This window comes from Vreelandella sp. 2A-K22 (assembly GCF_054065485.1).
In genome coordinates this window covers 36,606-58,561 of the sequence record NZ_JBSUGC010000001.1, presented here as the reverse complement: position 1 = coordinate 58,561, position 21,956 = coordinate 36,606, and the positions used below count along the sequence as shown (strand labels likewise).

The window sequence follows — 21,956 nt, the reverse complement described above, 5'->3', positions numbered from 1 at the left end:
CTGGTTGTTACTGAGAAGCTAAATGCGACTCAGTAGGTATCGATAGCGACCGGTCGTGCATTGCCCGAGTAACTTTGTTGTTCGACGCTAATGCTGCGTTGGCCACTGCCCGATTGTGAAATTGATATATCTCCGCTAATACCTAATTGATGAATATCAGCCCTAAAGGATAAATTGTTTCCTTGTTGGGAAATATTGGCAGCGTTGTCGTTACCCACTTGCCAAATCACGCCAACATTGTCACCACTACTTTGCGTAATATTGGCTTGGTTATTATTGCCAAGTTGATTAATATGTGAAAAGTTTGCGAATTGATAACTTGAAGAGCGTGATTGGGTTACATTAGCTTGGTTGTTATAACCTTGTTGTTGAATAATGCTAACATTTCCTGCTAATACTGAGTTATCCACTTGAGCTGCATATTGATAAACTCGTGAACTTTCTACTAAATTTGTTGAAAATTTATCGTTAGCTTCGGCTGTAGTAATTGCCACTATCATAAGAACGGCTGCTACAAGAGAGTAGTGCCAGTTCTTATTGGCTTTACATTTTGTAATTTTGTAGCTGTCTGAAAGTTGCATACATTGTCCCTTTGAAACTAATTGTATCTTTTTGTTTCATGGGTTGAGTTTGGACTAATTTGAGATAATTTCTATCATATTTTTTATTAAGACTTAGTTTGTTATTGTAGTAATTTATATTTAATAATTGTTTAGGTTTGTGGTTTTTGATTTACCATTTTTCTAATGCCAGTAGCTTTTGAATAAAAAAAGCTGCTCAATGAGCAGCTATAGTCAATATCGCTAATGCTTTTTTAGTGTTTTATAAAAGTACGTTTAAAGCATTGGTATGGAGGCGTTAAGATATTCACTTAAAATAGTATTTTGAATATTTGTATCCGGTGCTAAATTCCAAAGTTGGTTTTCAATACCTCTTGCGATGAGGTGAATTACGGAAGATTCAATCGCTGACATGACCGCTAACTGAACAGGCTCATTCGTGGTAAGGCCTACCTCAGCCTCGAGTAGACGACGAAAATCGATAAAACGATAAACTCCTGCTCGCATCTCTTTAGAGTAAATTGTTTTTGTAGTGGTTACGTTAGCCAAGACTTCCCCGGTGGATATTTCAACCGCACGTAAATTGACCGTTACCTGATCAACTTGGTATTGACCTGAGGCGCCAATACCGAAATATTCAGCGCCAGCTCCCCCTGTGCGTACGTTGGATTCATAAGCGATAATACCTCCTTCCAACATCACTGAGGCAGCACGCAGCGACGGAAGTGTATCGGGCTGACCAAAGCGTTCGAATTCGGCGCGGATAATGCGTCTCTCGGTAAGCAGGTTTTGTAACCCCACACGCTCAAGCGGTATAAACCAACCAGAATCCGCCAATGCACCGGTCAGCATTGCTGCGGCACCTTGGGTAACAGCGGTCGAGAACGTGCTTGCGGGGGCTGGGCGATATTGGCCAGTTTGATCACGAAAGTCATAAACTGAAACAAAAATGCGCCCTGCCGGTGGCGGTAAAGAGACCAGATCTTGGTAAGTGGCGCCTCTTGGAGTGAGAGTTGGTTGTGCACCTTCCAAGTTTTCAGACGTCGCGACCATACCTGCACAGCCAGTGAGTAAACTGGCTAGTATGATAGATACAATAATTTTCATGGTGTTCCCCTGATGAAACAGGTTGGGTTTGTCTTTTTTAATTTCTTTGGAATTGTTGTTTAACTATTTTTTAAGGATTGAATAGGCCACCCACACTGATTTCTGTAACGTCACCAGTTATTTTATCAACAACGCGTACGACGAGTTGCCCACTATTATCACTCACCACTACCCCAAACTCATCACTATCAAAACTTCCTTCACTGACCTCTCCACGACTGACGTCAGAAATTAGCTGGGAAATAAGTCTACTTTCCAAATTTTGTAACAAGCGTTCAGTTGAAGATAGGCTTTGAAAATTGCGTGTATTTGGATCTTTATTTGTATCTTGCGCCTGCGCTTTCCCTAGCAAATAGCTGCCCACAAAGGGGTCGCCCCCAAAGGATGGATTAAGTGGCTTGTAGATTAAATCCCCAGCCTGGGATGTTGCGCATAGTAAAGCGGACAACCCGGTTACGACTAAGCCATTTTTTATAGATTTCATTAGAATAACTCCTCTTTCCCCAAGTCTTGGTCGGAAGATACCGCTGCGGATATTTGCCGTTCAATCAGTGCTCTTTCGACGGTCTGCACGGCTTCCCCAGCCGCCCTATCGGCTTCATTTATTCTTGGGGAGAGCTGTGTGCGGAAATACATACGATTGCCTTCCATTACCCATATTTGGCTACCCCATCGGGCATCTGGGCGCTCTTTAATGGTGATGGTGGCATTGCCAATAATCAGGTTATCCATCGCCCGTTGGCTAAAGGCACGATAAAAGGTTTTACCGGCCATGGTGATCGTGCGGTCTACCATGACGCCAGTCAGCTCACTTCCCCCGTTAGCGTTGCCGCGCACTTCAGGCCCATCAGGGCTTGAGAGCTGATTAATCGCGTCGATGGCCGCTTGTTCGTTAGCGGGCAACGCTTCGTCCGAAGGAACTGGCTCGTTGGCCAGTACTAAAGACGACATGATCCACATCGCTATGGTTAAAGAGCCGATGCTCAAACGGCGTATTGATGGCATGACAGTTACCCTTGCGCATTAGCGCTAACGATGTCGTTGAAGACTGCGTGCGGTCTCAATATTGGGCAGAATCGGGCCCAGGTTCTGATGAATCCAGTTGAGCGCTTGAATGCGGTTGTGAACGTTAATTTTGCGAAAAATGTTGTATAGGTGTGACTTAACGGTGTGTTCGCTAACAAACAGCTTTTCGGCAATTTGTTGATTAGAAGAGCCAGCACTAAGTAGGGAAATAATTTCCATTTCCCGGTTAGTGAGTCCGCAGGCTGGGCGGAAAGCATTACTTTGGTATTTGCGATAAAACAGAATTAAACGCGCCATTAAATCTCGTGACATCCACAGCTCCCCTTCAAGCAGCGAGTGGATGCCTTTACAAATTACCTCAAGGCTTTCATTGCGATAAAAAACGCCTTTTAACTGAGCGCACGAAAGTGCTTCAAGGGCGTGATCCATATCATGAATATTGAAGGCCGCTAGGGGAGTTTTAGTTAACGTGTCGGGTAACTTATCTTGCCACTCTGGCAGTGCATCAATGCCAATATGATCGCTGTCAATGAGAATCAGCAAGTTGCCCGATGCGGAAATAGGTAACGCTGTATGAGGAGAATGGATACTAATTTGACAGCCGGTGTGTTTGTTCAAGTACTCAGCGAACAACTGAACCTGGGGACTTTTTTCGGTAACGACATACACCGTTCCGGTAGACTTTTCCTGCGACATTGGGTGGCCCTCGTGGAAAGAAAGAGTGAGCAGGTAACCACTGAAGTGTTGACCATAAGATACGTTTCGTAAAGTTTTGTTATTAAATATATGGTAAAAATATTTTTCATCTCTTCAATATTTTCATTAATATGGAAAATATTGTTATTTAACAAATGTTTATTATTAATTAAGCAATAAATTAATTACCTAATCATTAGATACGTTATGTAACATTTTGATGGCTTTTGATACCAGCAGTGAGCGCGTAAACTGCAGTTCTACTGTTAGGAGTACATACCATGGCCGCCGTCAATACCCTTGTACTTGCCAGTGGCAATACAGGAAAATTAAGAGAATTCAGTCAGTTACTTTCACCTTTGGGGTTCGATGTTCGCCCCCAGGCGGATTTTGGCGTCACGGATGTGGAAGAGACGGGGCTAACCTTCGTCGAAAATGCACTGTTAAAAGCGCGTGAAGCGAGTCTCATCAGTGGATTACCTGCATTAGCTGACGATTCTGGGCTTGAAGTAGACGCACTCAATGGTGCGCCCGGTATCTATTCCGCTCGGTATGGCGGTGAGCCGAGAAGCGACGAGAAAAATAACCAAACGTTGTTAGCCGCATTAAGTGACTGTGCGGAAGGGCAGAGAAGTGGACGTTACTGGTGTGTGCTGGTTTATTTGCGCCATCCGAAGGATCCGGTGCCGGTCATTGTGCAACGGAGTTGGGAAGGCGAAATTCTTGCTCATCCCCGAGGGAAGGAGGGATTTGGCTATGATCCGCTTTTCTGGTTACCTGATCAGGGTATGAGCGTCGCCGAGCTGCCCAGCGAAAGTAAAAATCGCCTTAGCCATCGTGGTCGCGCATTGCAGGGGTTGGTGGAGTTACTGAAGGTGGCGCATGGCTGATACGTTGCCGCCACTCTCTCTCTATATCCACACGCCATGGTGTGTCCGTAAATGTCCGTACTGTGATTTCAATTCTCATGAGCCGGGCACACACGGTTTTACTCCGCGGGATTTACCTGAAGCCGCCTATCTAGATGCGCTGTTACAAGACCTGGATAGTGATCTTGACCTGGCGGCTGGTCGAGAAATTAAAACCATCTTTATAGGCGGTGGGACTCCCAGCCTGCTGTCCCCCGCATTTTATGAACGATTACTGAAAGAGATCCGGATCCGTTTACCCTTCTCTAAAGAGATAGAAATTACCTTAGAGGCTAATCCAGGTACCACGGAGCAAGAGCGTTTCATTGGTTACCGGAAAGCAGGCATTAACCGTCTTTCGCTGGGTATTCAAAGTTTTCAGCCTGATCAACTGCATGCGCTGGGGCGAATTCATAGCGGTGATGAAGCGATTACTGCGGTAGCACAGGCGCGCCAAGCAGGCTTTACCAACATTAATATTGACCTTATGCACGGTTTGCCTGATCAAACGCCTCAATTGGCGATGGATGATATTACCCAAGCGCTGGCATTGGCACCTGAACATCTCTCTTGGTATCAGTTGACCCTTGAGCCGAATACCGCCTTTCACTCCCACCCCCCGGTATTGCCAGAGGAAGAGGCGCTTTGGGATATTCAGGATAAAGGGCATCAGCTCCTGGAGCTGGCGGGCTTCAAGCGCTACGAGATCTCGGCTTACGCTAGTGCCGGTCACCAGAGTCGCCATAACCTTAATTACTGGCAGTTTGGTGACTATCTTGGGATTGGCGCTGGTGCCCATGGCAAGCTTAGCCGTATTGACCCAAATGGGGAGTGGCTCATTGAACGGCGCTGGAAAACTCGCCAGCCAGATGCCTATCTAAAGCGCGTAGATGACCTGCGTGGCTTTATAGCCGGTAAACAGCTGATAAAAACGGATGAGCTACCGTTGGAGTTTGCCATGAACGCTTTACGGCTCACCGACGGAGTGTCACTTGAGACATGGAGAACTAATACCGGGCAGCCAAATGCTATGTTACTGGAGCGTTTACAATCCGCCGAGAAAAAAGGACTTTTGATGCAAATGCCCGAAAAACTGCGTGCATCACCTCAAGGTCTATTATTCTTGAATGAGTTGCTAGCTTTGATCAGCGATGATTGACCAGCAATCTACAAAAATTCTTTTTTTCTGAAATAACAGACTTGAACCATCAAGCTTGACGACTTACAAGGAGTGAGTGATGCGTATTTCTCGACTACTGACACCGTTGGCGGCTGCTATTCTACTGGCCGGTTGCGCTACATCGGATCCTTACGGTGGCCAAACGCAGCGCTCTAGCACCGCTATGGGCACCGGGATTGGTGCCGCCGTGGGGGCCGCTGCAGGCGCTCTGTCTGGCGATGGCAGCACCAGCCGCCGTGACCGTGCACTAATTGGTGCTGCCGTAGGCGCAGCAGCGGGCGCTGGTATTGGTGTCTATATGGATCGCCAAGAGCAGCAGCTACGTGACAACCTACAGGGGTCACGCATTGAAATCGATCGCCGTGGCGACGATATCGTGCTCAATATGCCCAGCGGCGTTACCTTTGGCTTTGACTCTGCTGAGCTGACTAGTGAAGCGCGTGGCTCACTCAATGAAGTTGCTAACGTACTTTCTCAGTACCAGGATACCCGCGTTAGTATCGCTGGCCACACCGATAGTACCGGTGACGCGAGCTATAACCAGCGTCTATCTGAGCGCCGTGCCCAAGCCGTCGCCAGCTACTTGTCTCAGAACGGCGTTTCATCCATGCGCCTGAATACTTCTGGTTACGGTGCTACTCAGCCAGTCGCCAGCAACGACAATGAGCAGGGCCGTGCTCAAAACCGTCGGGTAGAAATTACCTTGACGCCTACCGGTAACGGCCAGGGCTAAGTAAGCCTCTTAAAGCTGCGCATTGCCGCTCAAAGCCCGCTATGCTCCTATAGCGGGCTTTTTTCGTTCACCTGTTTACGAGCTACCATGCTGTCCTACCAACACGCTTACCACGCCGGTAATTTTGCCGATGTACACAAGCATCTGACGCTTTACGCCGTCACTGATTACCTATTACGTAAAAAAACACCTATTACATATATAGATACACATGCCGGTAGAGGGCTTTATCCACTAGCCACCAAAGAGACCCAGCGACTCCAAGAGTACCGTGAGGGCATCTGGCCACTGTGGCAGAAGCGTGAACAGCTAACCGACGCGCTGCTGGGAAGCTGGTTAAACGCTATTGTTGGGGCGCAGCCAGATCATAATGAATTGACCCTCTACCCAGGCTCGCCCTGGTGGCTGAGCCAGCCGCTGCGCGAGCACGATCGTCTGTGCCTGTTTGAGCTGCACCCGGGCGAACACCAGCACTTGAATGGCCAGGCGCTCCCTGCGCAGGTCAAGCGCGTGTATGGCGACGGGCTGGCAGGGCTTAGAGCGATGCTGCCGGTAGCAACACCCAGGGTATGCGTGCTGATTGACCCAAGCTTTGAGCGCAAGGTGGAGTACCAGGAGGTCGCTGACACTGCTATCCAGGCCCTGGAAAAGGCTCGCCATGCGGTGATGATGATCTGGTACCCGCTGCTGCCTGCCGGGCATCACCAAATGCTGCTGGACGTGCTGCAGGCCAGTGGAATACGCAAGATATGGCGCAGCGAGCTGCTGCTGCGCGAACCTGGCGAGCAGGCTCACGGCATGTTCGGTAGCGGTATGCTGGTGATCAATCCGCCCTGGGGGTTGGATAAACGCCTGGCAGCAGCGATGGCAGAAATTACCCCGCTGCTCGGCGCTGATAGCCGCTATCAGGCGGATTGGTGGGTGGGAGAGTAGTTGTCGAAAAAAGTAACCCTATTTGCCGATACAAAAACTGCCAAAAATTTCGCCCAATAAATCATCGGCGCTGAATTCGCCAGTGATCTCGCCTAAGGCTTGTTGGGCGTCGCGCAAATCTTCCGCCAGCAGTTCCCCTGCGCCATATCCATCCAACTGAGCACGGCCGGTATCAAGGGCTGCCATGGCGCGATCTAGGGCGTCCAGGTGCCTTCGGCGGGCGGAGAAGCGACCCTCGGTGGTGGCGGCAAAACCCATCACATCCTTCAGATGCGCTTTCAAGTTATCCACACCCGTACCGGTTTTCGCCGATAGGCGCACAATGGGTATGGTTGTGGATAAATCAATGCCCGCCGGCTCGGCACTGGTATCGATTTTATTACGCACCAGGGTTAAGCGGCTCTGGTCGGGCAGGCGAGCGACAAACTCCGGCCAGATGGCCATGGGGTCGGTTGAAGTAGTGGTGCTGGCATCAACGAGTAGCAGCACTCGGTCGGCTTTCTCTATTTCGGCCCAGGCACGTGCGACACCAATTTTCTCCACCGCATCAGGCGTATCGCGCAATCCAGCGGTGTCGATGATATGTAGGGGCATACCATCAATATGAATGTGCTCACGGAGCACGTCCCGGGTCGTGCCCGCGATATCCGTCACAATGGCGGTATCTTGTTCGGTCAGCGCATTTAGCAGGCTCGACTTCCCCGCATTGGGTCGCCCGGCAATGACCACGCTCATTCCTTCTCGCAGCAGTGCACCTTGGCCTGCCGCCTGGCGTACGTCGCTCAGCGCTTGCTGGACGCTGCTTAAGTGCTGGGCAACGTGACCGTCGGCAAGAAAGTCGATCTCCTCTTCGGGGAAGTCGATCGCCGCTTCAACGTAAACGCGCAGTTCGATCAAGCGCTCCACCAGCGCAGAAACGCGCTTCGAGAACTCACCCTGGAGCGAGCGTACAGCGTTTTCTGCCGCCGAGCGTGAGGTGGCATCGATGAGATCGGCAATCGCTTCCGCCTGAGCCAGATCGAGCTTATCGTTCAAAAATGCCCGTTCGGAAAACTCTCCCGGCCGCGCCAGGCGGGCACCCAAGACCACACAGCGCTCCAGCAGCATATCCATAATAATCGGGCCGCCGTGTCCCTGGAGTTCCAGTACGTCTTCACCGGTAAACGAATGGGGGCCGTTGAAGAACAGGGCGATGCCTTCATCAATGCTCCCTTCTGCGCCTTGGAATGGGCCGTAGTGAGCGTATCGCGGGGCAGGGCAATGCCCAACCATGGCTTGAGCGATTTCGCGGCAGGTGGGCCCGGAGACGCGGATAATACCCACGCCGCCGCGTCCTGGGGGAGTTGCCAGCGCCGCAATGGTGTCAGGCGTATAGAGGCGTTCGGCCATGGTGAATCTCTTAGTCAATTGGCAGAAGTAGCATTTGATCGGTCTAGCATCGATCTACATAGTTTGGATTTGTCGACCTTAAAACGCCAGACCCCCGCTCGGGGCGGGGGTCTGAAGGGCGATGACAAAGGCAGTCTATTTGGTTTTCATGCCTTTGCCGATACTCGGATCATTTTCGATTTTGCGCGTGATGTAGTACTGCTGCGCCACCGAAATGATGTTGTTGACCACCCAGTAAATAACCAGACCGGCCGGGAACCACAGGAAGAAGAAAGTAAAGATGATGGGTAGCATCTTCATGATCTTCGCCTGCATAGGATCCGGAGGTGTCGGGTTCAACATTTGCTGAACGAACATCGAAATGCCCATCAGAATCGGCAGAATGAAGTACGGATCCTTCACCGATAGATCCTGAATCCAGAAGATAAACGGCGCATGCCGCAGTTCAACCGACTCCAGCAACATCCAGTAGAGAGCGATGAAGACAGGCATCTGAATCACAATAGGTAGACAGCCCCCCAGCGGATTAATCTTCTCCTTCTGGTAGAACTTCATCATCTCTTGCGACATTTTCTGCCGGTCGTCGCCATACATCTCTTTCAGGCGCTGCATTTCCGGGCCGAGTTTACGCATCCTACCCATGGATTTGTAAGCTTTGGCTGAAAGCGGGAACAGCACTGTCTTAACCAGTATGGTCAACAGGACAATCGACCAACCCCAGTTACCGACTACCTCGTGGATATGATCCAGCAGCCAGAAGAGGGGGTTAGCAATAAACCATAACCAGCCATAATCTACGGTTAATTGCAGGTTGGGAGCGACTTGTTCCAGATAGTCCTGCACTTTTGGCCCGACGTACAGAGTGGCGCCTAGAGTGGTTTCACTATCGGCGGCCACAGTGCTGGTGGGGCCAGCAAAGGCTACGACGTTACGATTACTGGAGTCGGTGGTGACGTAGAAAAGGTTTTGCTGATCCTGCTGAGGCGCCCATGCCGACACAAAGTAGTGCTGAATAATGGCTATCCAGCCGCCCTGTGCTTCACGGTTTTCGAAGTTATGGCTTTGAATATCCTCAAAGTCGATCTTCTCGTAGCGTGCATCTGGCGTTGAGTAAGCGGCCCCTAAGTAGGATTTCATACCCATGGAGACACCGCTTGATGGGTCAGGGCTATTGTCGCGTGCCAACTGACCAATAAAGCGCGCACTAACCGGTGCGTCGGTGTTATTGGCCAGGTAGTAGTTGACGTTGACCGCATAGCTGCCGCGCTCAAAGGTAAGCCGCTTAATGACCTCAACGCCGTTAACATCAGCGGTTAGATCAACGCTTAGCTCGTCATCGTTATCGCCTAAACGATACTCCGAGTTTTCAGGCGTGAACGCGATACGGCTGGCTTGGCCATCGAGCTGCAGGCCTGAGCGAGCCACGTAACTACGGCTGCTGTTATCGGATAACAGCACATAGTTACGGTCTGAATCCAGAGAGAGTTTGTGCTGCGGTAACGCGGCATAAACAATATCGCCACCGTGTGGATCAATACGCACATCCAGAACATCGGTGGTCACGGCAATGAAGTCGCGGCTTGATGTCTCGCTTTCGGTATCAGGAATACCTTCACCTACCGCACTTTGCTGTGAAGACGTGCTCGGCACCGCTAAGCCGCTTTCTCCATCTTCAGCATTGCTAGGAGACGTGGAATTGCTGCGTTGCGTCGTTTCAGGCACTGAATCGTAATTCGGCTGCCCGTAATCCTGATTCCACTGGACGACTAGCAAGTAAGCGAGTACGGCTAGTGGAATCAGTAATAAAAGTCGTTTTACGTCCATGAGGGTTCTGCCCGCTGGGTGGTGAACATGCTAATGGCGCAGTGTCATTTACTCGACTCTTGACACACGAAAGCCTGCCAGTTGGCAGGCCGAGGTCGAGCGGCGAGGGGTGCACCAAAGGTCACGTGTCACGCTTAGGCGTTGGTGCTGCGATCACCGCCTGTGCGTCACGCTGTAGTCGTTTCCACATGCCGTGTAACTGGCGATGCAAGGTGTCGTTATCGAGATCCTGAACGCCACGTCGCGCAAGTACCACTATATCCACAGAGGGTAGGTGATCTTGACGAAGGCGAACGGATTCTCGAACCAGACGCTTGAAACGGTTGCGATCTACGGCGCGCTTAACATTTTTTTTGCTGACCACCAGTCCAAGGCGGGGGTGTCCCCGAGTACTAAAGCGAACTAACGCCATCATACCTTTGCCATGCACTTTCAGGTCGGCTTGCTCAAACACGTGACTAAAGTCCCCAGCATTTAGTAACCGTAATTGCCGGGGAAAGCCTTGCTGCGGTACACGCAATCTGAGATCAGGCGCTCAGACGCTTGCGGCCCTTGGCACGGCGACGTGCGAGGACGGCGCGACCGTTTTTGGTTGCCATACGAGCACGGAAGCCATGCGCGCGCTTGCGCTTGAGAACGCTAGGTTGAAAAGTGCGTTTCATAACTCGTTATTCCCACGTGGTTTAGGACGGAAAGTGAATTCCAAAAAGCCCGGTCCAGTGAGGAACTAGCCGGGGAGATTCAATTCAAGACCGGAAATTGTAGAGACTTCCTCTGCTGGGTGCAATTTTTCCTTGCATAAAAGCGTTATCACGCCTCAACCAGCGTGCTTGATACGGAAAGAGTAGCCATTAATAAAGTCACTATTATTACTAATAGGTAGTTCTAAACCTGTTGTTATTAATAGTGGGGATACTATTTGTGGATAAGTGGTTTTAAACGATATTTTTCAATTGCCTATAACAATAAAAAATCTGTGTGTAAGTCCCGTATAAGCCGTCTACAAGGTGTTGGCGAGATGTGATTAACCCGTGTGTAAGACACGTATTTAACGATTATCCCCGTCCCTCCACAAGGTTTTCCCATGGGCTCATCGCTAGTTGTCCACAGGCCAATATTGAGGGCTAAACCCGTGTGGATAACCGAGGCTTTGGGCGCTACAATGGTCGGCCGTTTTCAACCGATGGTGAGATGAGTGTCACTGACGCTTTGGCAACAGTGCCTGGACAACCTGCAGGATGAGCTGAATTCACAGCAGTTCAATACCTGGATACGCCCGCTGCAGGCAGAAGAAGGAGAGTCCAACGAGCTGCGCTTATTGGCGCCGAATCGTTTTGTGCGCGATTGGGTGAGCGATAAGTATGCCAAGCGGATTAGTGAGCTGATGCGTGAACTCGCACCGGCCAAGCCGCCAAAGGTCAGCCTGACGGTGGGTAGTCGCCGTTTGGCAGCCCAGGCCCCTCAGCATCGTGATTTAGGTAATCCTGTATCGGCTTCGCCGTCGCGGCCAGCATCGCCAGCGGTACATACGCCGCCACGCGGCGATATTGCTGATGAGCGTGAAATCGATAGGCTGCGCGATGAAGCGCCGAGTCGGCGTAATAATGAACGTCAGGTACAGGTAGAAGGCAGTCTGAAACATGGCAGCGGGCTCAATCCGAATTTTACTTTCGATACGTTCGTGGAAGGTAAGTCTAACCAGTTGGCTCGTGCTGCCTCCCGCCAGGTGTCTGAAAACCCTGGTGGCGCTTATAACCCCTTGTTTTTATACGGCGGCGTAGGCTTGGGTAAAACCCACTTAATGCATGCAGTGGGGAACGCATTGGCAACCCGGCGTGAAAACGCCCGGGTGGTATACCTGCACTCAGAGCGGTTTGTCGCCGATATGGTTAAAGCGCTCCAGCTTAATGCGATTAATGATTTTAAGCGTTTTTATCGCAGTGTTGATGCGTTACTTATTGATGACATTCAGTTTTTTGCTGGAAAAGAGCGCTCTCAAGAAGAGTTTTTTCATACCTTCAATGCGTTATTAGAAGGTGGTCAGCAAATGATCCTGACCTCTGATCGCTATCCTAAAGAGATCAGTGGGGTAGAGGAGCGCCTTAAATCACGTTTTGGTTGGGGGCTTACGGTCGCGATAGAGCCGCCTGAGCTTGAAACCCGTGTGGCCATCTTGATGAAAAAGGCCGACCAGGCTAAGGTCGATTTGCCTCACGATGCGGCTTTCTTCATTGCGCAAAAAATTCGTTCCAACGTGCGCGAATTGGAAGGTGCGCTGAAAAAAGTCATTGCTGATTCGCACTTTATGGGTAAAACGATTACCCAAGACTTTATTCGTGAGTCTCTGAAAGATCTGTTAGCGCTTCAGGATAAGCAGGTAGGGGTAGATAATATTCAGCGTACGGTCGCCGAATATTACAAGATTAAGGTGGCGGATCTGCTTTCGAAGCGCCGTTCACGCTCAGTTGCCCGCCCTCGTCAGGTGGCGATGGCGCTTGCTAAAGAGCTCACCAATCACAGCTTACCTGAGATTGGCGATGCCTTTGGCGGGCGTGACCACACAACGGTGTTGCACGCTTGCCGAAAAGTGAAATCATTGCAGGAAGAGAGCGCGGATATTCGTGAGGATTACAAGAATTTACTGCGCCTGTTGACCAGTTAATCATTCCATGGGACGGGCCTGTTATACGCAGGTCTTTCAGGATATAGAACCGGAGTATTGATGAAATTTTCGATTTCCCGAGAGGCGCTGCTACGTCCGCTGACTCTGGTCGCTGGTGTTGTTGAGCGCCGTCAAACGCTGCCAGTACTGTCTAATGTGCTGATTCAGGTAGAGGGTGACCAGGTGTCGCTCACCGGTACTGACTTAGAAGTCGAGCTCGTGGGCCGCACGGTGGCAAGCCAGGTCGATCAGGCGGGCTCCGCGACAGTGCCAGCGCGTAAGCTGATGGATATCTGTAAATCATTGCCCGATCAGTCCGACATTCAGCTCGCCGTTGAAGAGGGCCGCGCGGTACTACGCAGTGGCCGTTCACGTTTTACGTTGTCGACGCTCCCGGTCGCTGAATTCCCCAATATCGAAGATGCGGACGGCAGCCAGGAGATTAGCGTACCCCGCGGTACCCTAAAGCACCTGATAGAAGCGACCTCGTTTGCCATGGCGCAGCAGGATGTGCGGTACTACCTCAACGGTATGCTGCTGGAAATTCAAAGCAATTTGCTTCGCACGGTCGCTACTGACGGGCACCGTTTGGCGATGTGCTCGCGGCCAATCGAGGTCTCTGTGAGCCAGTCTCAAAAGTTGATTGTGCCCCGGAAGGGGATTTTAGAGCTGTCGCGCTTGCTAGACGATAGCGATGAGCCTGTCAGCTTAACGCTTGGCTCCAGCCATGTGCGTGCTCATACAGGCGACTTTACCTTCACCTCCAAGTTAATCGACGGTAAATTTCCTGACTATGAGCGTGTCGTGCCGCGCAATGGCGATAAAGTATTGATTGCCGAGCGTGCGGAGCTTCGCCAAGTACTTTCACGTACTGCTATCCTCTCTAATGAGAAGTACCGTGGTGTGCGCCTTTATCTTGAAGAGAACAACCTTAAGGTAATGGCCAACAACCCCGAGCAGGAGGAAGCGGAGGAGAATATCGCCGTTGAGTATAACGGCGGGGCAATGGAAGTTGGTTTTAACGTCGGCTATTTAGTTGATGTACTAACAGTGCTAAATGAAGATCGCGTGCAGATTACCCTGGCCGATCCCAATAGTAGCGCGCTGCTGGAAGAGCCCGGCGGCGGTGATGCGCTTTATGTCGTTATGCCGATGCGCCTGTAAACGCTTTGGGCGGGTAACAGCAATACGTAAGCAAGCTACGTTAGCGGCGCTTCTGGTAGCAGAAGCGCCGCTAACGCGTTGGAATACTCCCTTTTTTCGAGGATATTTTAAGTGGTGATAATAGGATGAGCCTGACACTGCTTAATTTCCACGCTTTGCGCAATCTCAGACCGGTTGAGATGACGCCCTCTTCGCATATCAACGTCATTAGCGGTGCTAATGGCAGCGGTAAAACCAGTCTGTTGGAGGGGGTACATATTCTTGGCATGGGCCGCTCTTTTCGTACTCGCCAGTTAAAAAACGCGATCCAAACAGATGAGCCGTATATGACGCTGTACGGGCGTTTAAGTGGTGAGCCTGAGGTTACCCTTGGTGTGCGTCGTTTAAGAGCTCAGCGGGAGCTGGAGCTTCGTTTAAAGGGAGATAAAAACGCTCGGTTGGCGGAACTGGTAGAGGCTATGCCGCTTCAATTAATTAACCCAGATGCTTTTCGATTGCTTGAAGGTTCTCCAGCCGGACGTCGTGAGTTTCTCGACTGGGGCGTGTTTCACGTGAAACATGACTTTTTAGCAATCTGGAAGCGCACCCGGCGTGCGTTGAAACATCGGAATGCACTGCTCAGGCGTGGTAGAATACTACCTCAGGAAATGGCGGTGTGGGAGCATGAACTAGCCCTTTGGGGTGAACAGATGGACTCGTTACGCCGTGCTTGGTTTAGTGACTTTTTGCCTGTCTTTGAAGAGACACTTAAGGTGTTGCTTCCCTTGCCGGGATTGTCGCTTCACTACGCCAGAGGTTGGGATAAAGAGCGAACTCTTGCGACTGTGTTACACGATAGTCGGCCAACTGATCAGCAGATGGGGTTTACTCAGCAAGGTCCGCAGCGCGCTGACTTACGTATCAGGATAAACAAACAGCCTGCTGTAGAAGTGCTTTCCAGAGGCCAGCAAAAGTTAGTGGTGAGTGCATTAAAGCTTGCCCAAGGGCGGTTTCTGGAAAGAACAGCACAGCGGCACTGTATTTATCTTATCGATGATTTGCCCGCAGAACTTGACGAGCAAAACCGTTACCAGTTTTGTGGTTTACTCGAAGATATGCAGTGCCAAGCATTTATTACCAGTGTCGAACCTTCTGCATTGAAGAATGCCTGGCGAACTGATACCCCCGTAAATATGTTTCACGTGAAACATTGCAAGGAGGGGTTTAGTGGTTTAGAGAAAGTCAGCTAGCGCAGGAAGAAGGGTAGGACGATACAGGATGAGACAGACTTCACAACGGAGTGGTCAATGAGCGAGCAGGCTTACGATTCATCAAGCATCAAGGTGCTCAAGGGGCTGGACGCGGTGCGTAAGCGGCCAGGTATGTATATTGGTGACACCGACGACGGTACTGGGCTCCACCACATGGTCTTCGAATTGGTGGATAACTCCATCGACGAGGCGTTGGCTGGGCATTGCAGTGAAATTCGCGTTGTCATCCACCCGGATGAGTCGGTCACCGTGAGTGATAACGGCCGTGGCGTACCTACCGAGCTTCATGAAGGGGAAGGTGTTTCCGCTGCAGAAGTTATTATGACGGTTCTGCACGCAGGCGGTAAATTCGACGATAACTCCTACAAGGTTTCCGGTGGGTTGCACGGCGTCGGTGTTTCTGTTGTCAATGCGCTTTCCGCTGAGCTGCGCTTAACGATTTGGCGTCAGGGTGAAGTGTTCGAACAAATGTACCGTCACGGTGTTCCTCAAGCACCATTGGGCGTTGTGGGCAAAACCGAAAAAAGCGGTACCCGGGTTCACTTCCGCCCATCGCCAGAAACCTTTGGCAATATCGAGTTTCATTTTGATATTTTAGCCAAACGACTTCGCGAACTATCCTTCTTGAACTCTGGTGTGGCTATCCGTTTACTGGATGAGCGCAGCGGCAAAGAGGAGCTGTTTCACTACGAAGGTGGCTTGAGAGCCTTTGTTGATCACCTCAATACCAATAAGAGTGTGATTAATCCGGTATTCCACTTTAACGCTGTTCGTGATGACGGCGTTGAAGTAGAGGTAGCCATGCAGTGGAGCGAAGCCTTCACTGAAAATATTTTCTGCTACACCAATAATATTCCGCAGCGAGACGGCGGGGCGCACTTGGCGGGGTTCCGGGCAGGGCTTACCCGTACGCTCAATAACTATATTGAAGCTGAAAACCTGCTGAAAAAAGCCAAGGTGAATACCACGGGCGATGATGCTCGTGAGGGGCTAACAGCTATTATTTCAGTTAAAGTCCCGGATCCTAAGTTTTCGTCTCAAACAAAAGATAAGCTAGTCTCCAGCGAAGTGAAGACAGCGGTTGAGCAGGAAATGAGCCGTCTCTTTTCCGAGTATCTTGTTGAAAAGCCTAACGAAGCCAAGGCGATCGTCAATAAGATGCTGGATGCCGCGCGTGCACGTGAGGCGGCACGCAAAGCGCGGGATATGACCCGCCGCAAAGGCGCGCTGGATATTGCCGGTTTACCTGGCAAGTTGGCGGATTGCCAAGAAAAAGACCCCAGTCAGTCAGAGCTTTACTTGGTGGAGGGTGACTCGGCAGGTGGCAGTGCCAAACAGGGCCGTGACCGCCGTACACAGGCTATCTTGCCGCTCAAGGGTAAAATTCTGAACGTGGAAAAAGCACGTTTCGACAAAATGCTCTCCTCTGCAGAAGTGGGCACGCTTATCACTGCCCTGGGTTGCGGCATTGGCCGTGAAGAGTTTAACCCCGATAAGTTGCGTTACCACTCGGTTATTATCATGACCGATGCCGATGTCGATGGATCGCACATTCGTACGCTGCTGTTGACGTTCTTCTTCCGTCAGATGCCGGAGTTGATTGAGCGTGGTCATATCTTCATCGCTCAACCACCACTTTATAAAATTAAGCGCGGCAAGCAAGAGCTTTACCTGAAAGATGAACAGGCGATGGTGGATTATTTAACCACCACGGCCTTGGACGGGGCCGGCCTGCATGTTAACGCTAATGCACCGGGTATTTCCGGCTCACAGCTTGAAGCGTTAGTGAACCAGTACCGCAACGTGATGAAGCGAATTGATCGCTTGTCGCGGGTTTATCCTAATGAAGTACTTAAGCAAATCGTTCATGCTTCGGCACTGAAAGGTGAGGAGAGCCTGAAAGATCGTGTGACCATGCAGAACTGGATTGATGAACTCCAGAAGATCATGGATGACATGGTTGCCTATGAAGGCGGGCCCCGTTACCACTTCCATCTCCACGAAGATTCTGAGCGCGGGCTTTTCCTACCTACCGTCTCGCTGGTTGCTCACGGTGTGACGACTGAGTATAGGTGGGGCCTCGACTTCTTTGAAAGCGCCGACTATCGCGGTATCGCTGAGCTGGGCGAAACCCTGGATGGCTTCCTGGAAGAGGGCGCCTTTATTGCCCGTGGCGAGCGGCAGAAGCCGGTATCGCACTTCTCGGAAGTACTGGCGTGGCTAATGCAAGAGGGCCAGCGCGGGTTGTCTGTACAGCGCTATAAAGGCTTGGGTGAAATGAACCCGGATCAGCTCTGGGACACCACCATGGATCCCGATAGCCGCCGCATGCTGCGGGTGACGATCGAAGATGCCGTTGGTGCCGATATGATGTTCAACACCTTGATGGGTGACGATGTAGAACCGCGCCGTGACTTTATTGAGACCAACGCGTTGGTGGCAAATTTAGACGTGTAAGGTGGATTGCATTCGTTAAGATGTTTCACGTGAAACACTGCTTTAACGATCCTTAGCCTCAGTATGGTTTAATGCCACTATGATAGGCGTCGCTATGAATTTTATAGCGACGCTTTTTTTATTCATAGATAGATTGGCAGGATCAGGATACGTGTAGCAGAAGCAGAAGAGGGTAGTTAGTTTCAGCCAAATTTCTCATGCAACAGTTACTCATGCAACGCAGAGCGATCATGACTACCAGCTCGGTGTCGCTTAGTTATTTAATGAGCCATTCAACAAATTGCGCTAAATCATCGAAGATATTGCTCTTTTCAAGACCAGCGCCTGCTTGCTCCGTTTTACTTCCCTTTCCAGTTCTGACCAGCGCTGTTTCGCAACCTACGGCTTCGCCCGCCTGGAGATCGCGAAGGCTATCACCGACCATCCAGCTTCCCGTTAAACTTTCTAGTCCCAGGATCTGCTGGATCTGTATTAGCATTCCTGGCAATGGTTTACGGCATTGGCAATTATCATTTGGTCCATGGGGGCAGTAAGCAATATGAGCAATATGCCCGCCTTCCGCTTCTACTAACGAAATTAAGTGTTCATGCATCGTATGGAGGGTTGCTTCATCATAATAGCCTCGGGCAATCCCGGATTGATTCGTTGCGACGGCAACGGTGTATCCCGCGCGGGTGAGGCGGGCAATGGCAGTGATTGAAGAGGGGTAGGGTACCCACTCCTCGAGAGATTTGATGTAGTTATCAGAGTCATGGTTGATGACGCCGTCTCGATCCAGGATGACAAGGTTATCGGCACTTAGCATAGTGATCCTATTGGTACGGTTGTCGGCGATACTTTCTGTCCGCGAGATTTAAGACTATTTTACCCCGATCTAACAAAGATGTTTCACGTGAAACACGTACTCCCCAAACAATAAAAAAAGCCCAGCCGTTAGGGCTGGGCTTGGATTTGCGATCCATTAGTCGACGACTACTGAGGGAGCAGCGAAATATCGGCGACTTCTAAAAACAGCGCTTGAAGGCTTGCAAGAAGCGCTAACCGATTACGCTGAATAGCCGGGTCATCCGCCATCACCATTACTTGGTCAAAGAAGGCATCCACTGGATCTCGCAGTGTGGCAAGTGCGTCGAGTGCACGCTGGTAGTCACCCGCAGCAAATAGGGGTGCCACCTGTGCTTGGCTACCTGTCACAGCGTCGAACAGTGCCCGCTCGGCATCTTCCTGCAGCAAGTGTTGATCGACCTGTGTGCTGCCGTCATGCTCCTGCTTGCTTAAAATATTCGAAACGCGCTTGTTAGCCGCCGCCAGCGCTGTGGCTTCGTCACGCTGGGCAAAGGCCTTCACAGCGCGCAGGCGGCGAGCGAAGTCGAGCGGGTTTGTGACTGGGCGCGCACGAACAGCAAGGTACATTTCTGCGCTGATGCCTTCATCCTGGCCCCAGGCGCGGAAGCGATCCAACATGTACGTCAGCACGTCCTCAACCAGCCCGTCAGCTTTGGGGAGGCCCTGGTGCTGCTCAGAGGCAACCGTAAGCAGCTCGCGCAGGTCAAGATCCAGCTCGCCTTTGACCAGAATGTTAAGCACGCCAATCGAAGCACGACGTAAAGCGAAAGGATCTTTCGCACCGGTTGGGCGTTGGCCTATCCCGAAGATGCCTACCAGGGTATCCAGTCGATCCGCCAGGGCTAATGCCTTGCCTGTAGCACTTTGGGGAATCGCATCAGTAGCAAAGCGGGGCAGGTATTGCTCTTCAAGGGCTTGGGCAACCTCCGCGGGTTCGCCATCTTGCTGCGCATAGTAGCGTCCCATAATGCCCTGAAGTTCAGGGAATTCGAGCACCATCTCCGTCACAAGGTCGCACTTGGCGAGTGCCACGGCGCGCTGAGCGTGAGCCACGTCGCCATTGATACGTTCGGCAATAAATGTCGCAATAACCGAACTGCGGCGAGCTTTATCCGCCAGGGTGCCTAGCTGCTGCTGGAATACCACGCTCTCTAACTGTGGGATGCGTGACGCTAATGTGTACTTGCGATCGGTGTCGTAGAAAAACGCTGCATCGGCTAAGCGCGGACGAATGACTTTCTCGTTACCGGCAATGACCTGGTCGGGGTCAGCGCTGTCGATATTGGCAATGGTGATAAATAGCGGTTTCAGCTTGCCAGCGTCGTCCAACAGGTGAAAATATTTCTGGTTAGCCTTCATCGAAGAGATCAAGCACTCGGCGGGCACTTCCAGAAAGCGCTCATCAAAGCTCCCGGTAAGGGCGACTGGCCATTCCACCAAGCCGCTCACTTCTACCAGAAGCTCTTCGTCGATAACCGCATTGGCCTCCTGCACTTCGGCCTCTGCTAATACCTGTTCGCGGATGCGCTCGCGGCGTTGCTCACGATCCACCAGTACATAGGCATTTTCCAGCGTAGCCACATACTCATCAGCGTGCGCCAACTGAATGGCATCAGGGGCGTGGAAGCGGTGACCGTAGGTCGTGCAGCTAGCCTCTAGGCCAAGTGCCTCGGCGGCCACTACGTCGCTACCGTAAATGGCTACCAGCCAATGAACGGGACGGGAAAACTCAACCCGTGAAGCGCCCCAGCGCATGTTTTTAGGCACAGGGAGGGTGCTGATTGATTTGCGGATAATCTCAGGCAGCAGCGCTTGAATAGATTCTCCCTGCTGCTGCTCACGAAAACCTAACCAAGTACCTTTATCGGTTTCTAAATGAATCAGCTCGTCGACGCTTACACCGCAAGAGCGGGCAAAGCCTTCCGCGGCTTTAGTGGCAACGCCATCCTTAAAGGCAGCCGCCAGCGCTGGGCCACGGCGCTCAACGTCACGATCAGGCTGTTTGTCGGCCAGTTCATGCACCTGTACCGCTAAACGCCGTGGTGTCGCAAAAGCGGTAACGTTGGTGAAGGGAACATCGGCTTCTTGCAGGCCTTTCTCGATGCTCGCGGCGAACGCATCGGAAAGAGCGTCCAGGGCCGTGGGCGGCAGCTCTTCTGCGCCGAGTTCTAGTAAAAGCGTATTAACAGCCATTAGTCCTCTCCCTGATCGGCGAGTAGCTCTTGTAACAGTTCGCGGCGAAGTATTTCTGGCGCCATGGGGAAACCTTCGGCCTTACGCGACTCAAAGTAAGCAGTGGCGACATCCCGGGCCATAGTGCGAACGCGCAGGATAAAGCGCTGACGCTCGGTGACCGAGATAGCGTGACGGGCATCTAATAGGTTGAACGTGTGTGATGCCTTCAGGACTTGTTCGTAGGCCGGCAGCGGCAGGCTGGCAGCGAGCAGCTTGCTGCACTCTTTTTCCTGATGGTCAAAGTTAGCAAATAGCTGATCGACATCGGCATGTTCGAAATTGTAGGCGGACTGTTCGCGCTCGTTTTGCAGATAGACATCGCCATAAGTCACTTTGCTGCCATCGGGGGCAATGGCCCAGACGAGGTCATACACACTGTCGACGTCCTGCAGGTACATGGCGATGCGCTCAAGCCCATAGGTCAGTTCGCCGGTGACCGGATAGCATTCGATGCCACCGGCCTGCTGAAAGTAGGTAAACTGGGTCACTTCCATGCCGTTTAACCAGATTTCCCAGCCCAGGCCCCAGGCGCCCAAAGTAGGAGATTCCCAGTTATCTTCGACAAAGCGCACATCGTGAACCAGCGGATCAAGACCCAGGCGTTTGAGTGAGCCCAGGTAGAGATCCTGCAAGTTGCTTGGCGATGGCTTCATCACCACCTGGAATTGGTAGTAGTGCTGAAGGCGGTTAGGGTTCTCGCCATAGCGGCCGTCAGTAGGGCGGCGGGAAGGCTGTACATAGGCAGCATTCCAGGTTTCGGGACCAATCGCCCGCAGGAAGGTAGCGGGGTGGAAGGTGCCCGCGCCGACTTCCATATCGAGCGGCTGAAGGATGACACAACCCTGTTCTGCCCAGTACTGCTGCAGAGCAAGGATCAAGCCTTGAAAGGTCGACACATCGGGTGTCGATTGGTTTGTCGAGACACTCATCGCGGAAAGCACCGTTGGCCATGAATTCATAAGGCGTCAAGTATACAATCCTAGGCA

General features: G+C 51.5%; 20 protein-coding genes. 8 read left to right on the top strand and 12 right to left on the bottom strand.

The genetic code is table 11. From position 1 onward, the window contains the following. Positions 1 to 29: 29 nt before the first annotated feature. The 5 genes from ACW17M_RS00280 to ACW17M_RS00260 form a co-directional block, all read right to left on the bottom strand. Complete coding sequence (locus ACW17M_RS00280) at positions 30 to 581, bottom strand: hypothetical protein (RefSeq protein ID WP_051051827.1); 552 nt, start codon at positions 579 to 581, stop codon at positions 30 to 32. A gap of 255 nt (positions 582 to 836) precedes the next feature. Continuing rightward, complete coding sequence (locus tag ACW17M_RS00275) at positions 837 to 1,667, bottom strand: CsgG/HfaB family protein (protein ID WP_009286353.1); 831 nt, start codon at positions 1,665 to 1,667, stop codon at positions 837 to 839. Positions 1,668 to 1,737: 70 nt separating this feature from the next. Then, positions 1,738 to 2,151: a curli assembly protein CsgF gene (locus tag ACW17M_RS00270; protein WP_051051829.1), complete on the bottom strand. Its 414-nt coding sequence runs from the start codon at positions 2,149 to 2,151 to the stop codon at positions 1,738 to 1,740. After that, positions 2,151 to 2,672 (bottom strand): CsgE family curli-type amyloid fiber assembly protein, encoded by a 522-nt coding sequence (locus tag ACW17M_RS00265; protein ID WP_039857848.1) that lies wholly within the window; start codon positions 2,670 to 2,672, stop codon positions 2,151 to 2,153. The genes ACW17M_RS00270 and ACW17M_RS00265 overlap by 1 nt, the downstream gene beginning before the upstream one ends. A 24-nt stretch (positions 2,673 to 2,696) precedes the next feature. After that, a complete protein-coding gene (locus ACW17M_RS00260) occupies positions 2,697 to 3,389 on the bottom strand; it encodes a response regulator transcription factor (RefSeq protein ID WP_027958498.1) in 693 nt (230 codons plus the stop codon). A 281-nt stretch (positions 3,390 to 3,670) separates the two neighbouring features. On the opposite strand from ACW17M_RS00260, the gene rdgB reads away from it, so the two are divergent. The 4 genes from rdgB (at position 3,671) to ACW17M_RS00240 (ending at position 7,143) form a co-directional block, all read left to right on the top strand. Beyond that, the gene (gene rdgB / locus ACW17M_RS00255) at positions 3,671 to 4,279 is read left to right on the top strand and encodes an RdgB/HAM1 family non-canonical purine NTP pyrophosphatase (protein WP_009286354.1); all 609 of its coding nucleotides are present in this window, start codon (positions 3,671 to 3,673) and stop codon (positions 4,277 to 4,279) included. After that, on the top strand, positions 4,272 to 5,456 hold the full coding sequence (hemW, locus tag ACW17M_RS00250) for a radical SAM family heme chaperone HemW (RefSeq protein ID WP_457546703.1): 1,185 nt from the start codon (positions 4,272 to 4,274) through the stop codon (positions 5,454 to 5,456). The genes rdgB and hemW overlap by 8 nt, the downstream gene beginning before the upstream one ends. Positions 5,457 to 5,535: 79 nt before the next feature. After that, the gene (locus tag ACW17M_RS00245; protein ID WP_022521033.1) at positions 5,536 to 6,210 is read left to right on the top strand and encodes an OmpA family protein; all 675 of its coding nucleotides are present in this window, start codon (positions 5,536 to 5,538) and stop codon (positions 6,208 to 6,210) included. Positions 6,211 to 6,297: 87 nt separating this feature from the next. Further along, a complete protein-coding gene (locus ACW17M_RS00240; RefSeq protein ID WP_009286356.1) occupies positions 6,298 to 7,143 on the top strand; it encodes a 23S rRNA (adenine(2030)-N(6))-methyltransferase RlmJ in 846 nt (281 codons plus the stop codon). 18 nt (positions 7,144 to 7,161) lie between these two features. Here the strand turns inward: ACW17M_RS00240 and mnmE are convergent, their stop codons facing one another. The 4 genes from mnmE to rpmH all read right to left on the bottom strand — a co-directional run bounded on the left by mnmE (position 7,162) and on the right by rpmH (position 11,018). Continuing rightward, positions 7,162 to 8,532, bottom strand: a complete 1,371-nt coding sequence (gene mnmE, locus ACW17M_RS00235; protein ID WP_457546702.1) for a tRNA uridine-5-carboxymethylaminomethyl(34) synthesis GTPase MnmE — start codon at positions 8,530 to 8,532, stop codon at positions 7,162 to 7,164. A 135-nt stretch (positions 8,533 to 8,667) separates the two neighbouring features. Next, positions 8,668 to 10,356 (bottom strand): membrane protein insertase YidC, encoded by a 1,689-nt coding sequence (gene yidC, locus ACW17M_RS00230; protein WP_009286358.1) that lies wholly within the window; start codon positions 10,354 to 10,356, stop codon positions 8,668 to 8,670. 121 nt (positions 10,357 to 10,477) lie between these two features. Next, positions 10,478 to 10,876: a ribonuclease P protein component gene (rnpA, locus tag ACW17M_RS00225; RefSeq protein WP_027958493.1), complete on the bottom strand. Its 399-nt coding sequence runs from the start codon at positions 10,874 to 10,876 to the stop codon at positions 10,478 to 10,480. Positions 10,877 to 10,883: 7 nt separating this feature from the next. Further along, on the bottom strand, positions 10,884 to 11,018 hold the full coding sequence (rpmH, locus tag ACW17M_RS00220; protein WP_008959105.1) for a 50S ribosomal protein L34: 135 nt from the start codon (positions 11,016 to 11,018) through the stop codon (positions 10,884 to 10,886). Between the two features lie 533 nt (positions 11,019 to 11,551). Between rpmH and dnaA the strand changes: the two genes are divergently transcribed. The 4 genes from dnaA (at position 11,552) to gyrB (ending at position 17,889) form a co-directional block, all read left to right on the top strand. Next, positions 11,552 to 13,018 (top strand): chromosomal replication initiator protein DnaA, encoded by a 1,467-nt coding sequence (gene dnaA, locus ACW17M_RS00215; RefSeq protein ID WP_022521029.1) that lies wholly within the window; start codon positions 11,552 to 11,554, stop codon positions 13,016 to 13,018. A 60-nt stretch (positions 13,019 to 13,078) separates the two neighbouring features. Further along, positions 13,079 to 14,182, top strand: a complete 1,104-nt coding sequence (dnaN, locus tag ACW17M_RS00210) for a DNA polymerase III subunit beta (RefSeq protein ID WP_022521028.1) — start codon at positions 13,079 to 13,081, stop codon at positions 14,180 to 14,182. Positions 14,183 to 14,307: 125 nt separating this feature from the next. Beyond that, positions 14,308 to 15,411 carry a DNA replication/repair protein RecF gene (gene recF, locus ACW17M_RS00205; protein WP_009286361.1) on the top strand — a complete coding sequence of 368 codons (1,104 nt, stop codon included), beginning with the start codon at positions 14,308 to 14,310 and terminating at the stop codon, positions 15,409 to 15,411. Between the two features lie 57 nt (positions 15,412 to 15,468). Then, positions 15,469 to 17,889: a DNA topoisomerase (ATP-hydrolyzing) subunit B gene (gene gyrB, locus ACW17M_RS00200; RefSeq protein ID WP_009286362.1), complete on the top strand. Its 2,421-nt coding sequence runs from the start codon at positions 15,469 to 15,471 to the stop codon at positions 17,887 to 17,889. Positions 17,890 to 18,145: 256 nt separating this feature from the next. On the opposite strand, the gene gmhB is transcribed toward gyrB, so the two are convergent. From gmhB to glyQ, 3 genes are all read right to left on the bottom strand, one after another. Beyond that, entirely contained in the window at positions 18,146 to 18,694 is a 549-nt protein-coding gene (gene gmhB, locus ACW17M_RS00195) for a D-glycero-beta-D-manno-heptose 1,7-bisphosphate 7-phosphatase (protein ID WP_022521026.1), read from the bottom strand. A gap of 167 nt (positions 18,695 to 18,861) precedes the next feature. Then, entirely contained in the window at positions 18,862 to 20,928 is a 2,067-nt protein-coding gene (gene glyS / locus ACW17M_RS00190) for a glycine--tRNA ligase subunit beta (protein ID WP_027958491.1), read from the bottom strand. Beyond that, positions 20,928 to 21,899 (bottom strand): glycine--tRNA ligase subunit alpha, encoded by a 972-nt coding sequence (gene glyQ / locus ACW17M_RS00185; RefSeq protein ID WP_022521024.1) that lies wholly within the window; start codon positions 21,897 to 21,899, stop codon positions 20,928 to 20,930. The genes glyS and glyQ overlap by 1 nt, the downstream gene beginning before the upstream one ends. Positions 21,900 to 21,956 lie beyond the last annotated feature (57 nt).